Genomic DNA, 4,133 nt, shown 5'->3' with positions numbered 1-4,133 from the left:
CCGCCATCCGCCCCGCGAACACCGGCGACACATCAAGCAGTTCAACCGCCATCCCCACCCACTGCGACCCCTGCCCCGGAAACACGAACACCGGCCGGGTGTCGTCGGCGGCGAGGGCGCCGTCGCCCCGTACCGCCGCCGGGGACGCGCCCTCGGACGCCAGTGTCTCCAGGGCGCTCAGCAGGGCATCACGGCTGTCGCCGACCACGACCGCGCGGTGGTCGAAGATGGCACGGGTGGTGGCCAGCGAGAACCCCACATCGGCCGGGGAGAGTCCAGGCCGGGCCGCCAGATGCGACAGCAGCCGCTCCGCCTGCCCCCGCAACGCCGACGCGCTCTTCGCCGACAACGTCCACGCCACCGCTCCCCCGCCCACCGGGGCCGTGTCGCCCGCATCCGCGGAGGACTCGGAGGTGGTGTCGGATGCGTCGGGCGCCTCCTCGATGATGGCGTGCACATTGGTGCCGCTGGCGCCGAAGGCCGAGACACCGGCGCGGCGCGGCTCTCCCGAACCCGGCCACGTACGGGCCTCGGTCAGCAGCTCCAGCGCGCCCTCGGACCAGTCGATCCGTGAGGAGCGCTGGTCCGCGTGCAGGGTCCGGGGCAGCAGGCCGTGGCGCATCGCCAGGACCATCTTGATGACACCACCGACACCACCGGCCGCCTGCGGATGGCCGATGTTGGACTTCAGCGAGCCGATGAGCACGGGCCGGTCGGACGGCCGGTCCTTGCCGTAGGTGGCGAGCAGCGCACCTGCCTCGATGGGGTCGCCGAGCGGTGTGCCGGTGCCGTGGGCCTCGACCGCGTCGATCTGCTCCGCGGACAGCGACGCGTTGGTCAGTGCCTGGCGGATCACCCGCTGCTGGGAACGGCCGTTGGGCGCGGTCAGCCCGTTGCTGGCGCCGTCCTGGTTGACGGCGGAGCCGCGGACGACGGCCAGCACCTCATGGCCGTTGCGGCGCGCGTCGGACAACCGCTCCAGCAGCAGCATCCCGACACCCTCGCCGAGCCCCATGCCGTCGGCGCCCTCGGCGAACGCCTTGCAGCGGCCGTCCTGGGCGAGGCCGCGCTGCCGGGCGAAGCCGATGAGTCCCATGGGCGCGCCCATCACGGCGGCGCCGCCCGCGAGCGCGAGCGAGCAGTCGCCCTGGCGCAGCGACTGGCAGGCCATGTGCAGGGCCACCAGGGAGGACGAGCAGGCGGTGTCGAGGGTGACCGCCGGGCCCTCCAGACCCAGGGTGTAGGCGATCCGGCCGGACATGATGCTGGCGGAGATACCGGTGACCAGGTGGCCTTCGAGCCCTTCGGGCATATGGGGCCAGTCGGGGACGTAGCCCTGGTAGGCGGCGCCCACGAAGACACCGGTCCGGCTGCCGCGCAAGGTGCCGGGATCGATCCCGGCACGTTCGAACGCCTCCCACGAGGTCTCCAGCAACAGCCGCTGCTGGGGGTCCATCACGGTGGCCTCGCGCGGCGATATGCCGAAGAAGGCCGGGTCGAACCGGTCGGCGTCGTGGAGGAAACCGCCTTCGGTGGCGTAGACGGTGCCCTGCCGGTCGGGGTCCGGGTCGTAGAGGTTCTCCAGGTCCCAGTCACGGTTGCCGGGGAAGCCGGAGATGGCGTCACGCTCCCCGGTGACCAGCTGCCACAGGTCCTCGGGGCCGTGGACGTCGCCGGGGTAGCGGCAGCTCATCGCCACGATGGCGATGGGTTCGCGGGAGGCCGCGGTGAGTTGCTGGTTGGCCCGCCGCAGTCGTTCCGTCTCCTTCAGAGACTCCCGCAGTGCGCCAACGATCTTGTCGGTGGGGTTTGCCATTCTCAGCTCCGCACTCACGTCTCGTCAGAGGTCGTTCTTGTCGTAGGCCATGCGGACGAGGTCATCCACGTCCAGGTCGTCGATGGACTCGGCGGGTTCGCCGCCCGCCGGTCCGGTGCCGGCGTCGGGGGTGTCGGCGAGCCGCAGCAGCTCGTCCAGTAGTCCGGACTCCCGCAGGCGGAGCAGTGGTATGGCGGTCAGGGCCGCCCTGACCTCTGCCTCTTCCGGGTCCAGCGCGGTGTCCGCCGCGTCGCCGGGGAAGAGTTCGGCGCCGATGTGTCCCGCGAGCTCCGCCGCGCTCGGATAGTCGAAGACGACGGTGACGGGGAAGCGCAGTCCGGTGGCGGTGCCCAGCCGGTTGCGCAGGTCGACGGCGCTGAGGGAGTCGAATCCCAGCTCCCGGAAGGCCCGTGACACCTCCACGGCCTCCGGGCCCGGATAGCCCAGCACGGTGGCGATCTGGGTGCGCACCAGGGAGAGCACGGCCTTGTGCCGGTCGGCTGCGGGCAGCGCGGCCAGCCGGTCGCGCAGCGAGGAGGACTCCTCGGTCCCGGCCGCCACCGGATCCGTGTCGGTGGCGAGGACCCGCGCCACCTCGGGCACCTGGCCGATCAGGGGGCTGGGCCGGGCGGAGGTGAAGACGGGGACGAACCGCTCCCAGTCCACGTCGGCGACGACGACCACGGTCTCGTCGCGGTCGAGCACCCGCTGGAAACCGTCGATGGCCAGCTTGGGAGACATGAACGGGATGCCCCGGCCGCGCAGTTGCTCCTCGGCGAGATTGGCGGCCATACCGCCCTCCTCCGGACTCCAGATGCCCCACACCACCGAGGTGGCGGTCAGCCCGCGGGAGCGCCGGTGTTCGGCGAGTCCGTCGAGATAGGCGTTGGCCGCCGCGTAGGCACCGTGTTCACCACTGCCCCAGACGGCCGAGATGGAGGAGAAGAGCACGAACGCGTCGAGCGTGTCCCGGTCGAAGAGGGCGTCGAGGTTGGCCGCACCCGCCACCTTGGCCTCGGCGGTGTCCGCGAACTCGGCCAGGTCGGTGTCGGCGAGCGGGACGAGAACACCGGCCCCGGCGATGTGCATCACGGTGCGGATCGGCGGGCCCTGGTCCTCGACCCGCCGGACGAGGGCTTCCAGCGCCCGGCGGTCGGCCACGTCGCAAGCGGCCACGGTCACCTTGGCGCCCAGTTCGGAGAGTTCCGCCGTCAGCTTGTCCGCACCCGGGGCCTCGGGACCACGACGGCTGGTGAGTACGAGGTGTTCGGCGCCGTTGCGGGCCAGCCAGCGGGCGATCTGCGCACCGACCCCACCTGTGCCGCCGGTGAGCAGCACGGTGCCCCGGGGGGTCCAGCCGGTGCCGGACCGCGACCGGTCCGGTGTGGCGCGTATCAGGCGGCGGGTGAACACCCCGGAGGTCCGCAGCGCGAGCTGGTCCTCGTCGCCGAGGCCGCCCGCGAGCGTCCCGCACAACCGGGTGGTCACCCGGCCGTCCACGGTGGCGGGCAGGTCGATCATGCCGCCCCAGCGCTGGGGGTGTTCGAGGGCGGCGACCCGGCCGAGGCCCCAGACGGCCGACTGGGCCGGACTGTCGAGGGTGTCCGTGCCACCGGTGGAGACCGCCCCCCGGGTGGCGAGCCACAGCGGCGCGGTGACACCGGTGTCGCCGAGGGCCTGGACGAGGGTGAGGGTGAGCGCGAGGCCGGTGGGCACCCCGGCGTATGCGGGGTGCGGGGCCTCGGCGAGGCCGAGCAGCGAGAGCACTCCGGAGGGGGTGGCCCCCGCCGTGGCCTCGGCGATCCGGACGGCGGCCGCTCCCCGGTCCGCCTCGTCGAGTTCAACGGTGAGGACGGTGGCGCCCTGAGTGGCCATCCCGGTGCGCACGGCGTCGATGAGGTGGGCGTCGGCCGGGCGGTCGGCCCTCCGGCCACCGGTGTGGTGGCGGGCCGCCGGGACCGCCAGCAGCCAGGTGCCGTCTAGGGCGGCCGAGGACGGGTCCGGTACCCGGTTCCAGGTGAGGTGGTACCGCCAGGAGTCGAGGACGGAGCGCTCACGGCGCGTCCGTCGCCACGAGGAGAGTGCCGGGAGCACGGCGCCGAGGGACTGTTGCGCGGTGGTGTCGACGTCAAGTTCGGTGGTGAGGGCCTCGATGTCCTGGCGCTCCACGGCGTCCCAGAACTCGGTGTCGGCGGGGTCGCCGTCGGTGGTCACCGGCTGTACGGAACCCTCCAGCCAGTACCGCTGCCGCTGGAACGCGTACGTCGGCAACCCCACCACCGAACCACCCAGACCCGACAGCACCGCCCGCCAGTCC

General features: G+C 72.8%; 2 protein-coding genes. Both read right to left on the bottom strand.

All coding sequences use genetic code 11. The annotated features are described in order from the left end of the window. Positions 1-1,816: type I polyketide synthase (locus AC07FT_RS36320; protein WP_479180441.1), on the bottom strand; the 1,816-nt coding region annotated here is incomplete at its 3' end. Positions 1,817-1,840: 24 nt separating this feature from the next. Next, positions 1,841-4,133: SDR family NAD(P)-dependent oxidoreductase (locus tag AC07FT_RS36315; protein WP_479180439.1), on the bottom strand; the 2,293-nt coding region annotated here is incomplete at its 5' end.

The organism is Streptomyces sp. NPDC045899, from assembly GCF_056431485.1.
The sequence above is the reverse complement of the archived record's forward strand: the minus strand, read 5'-3'. Positions and strand labels throughout refer to the sequence as shown.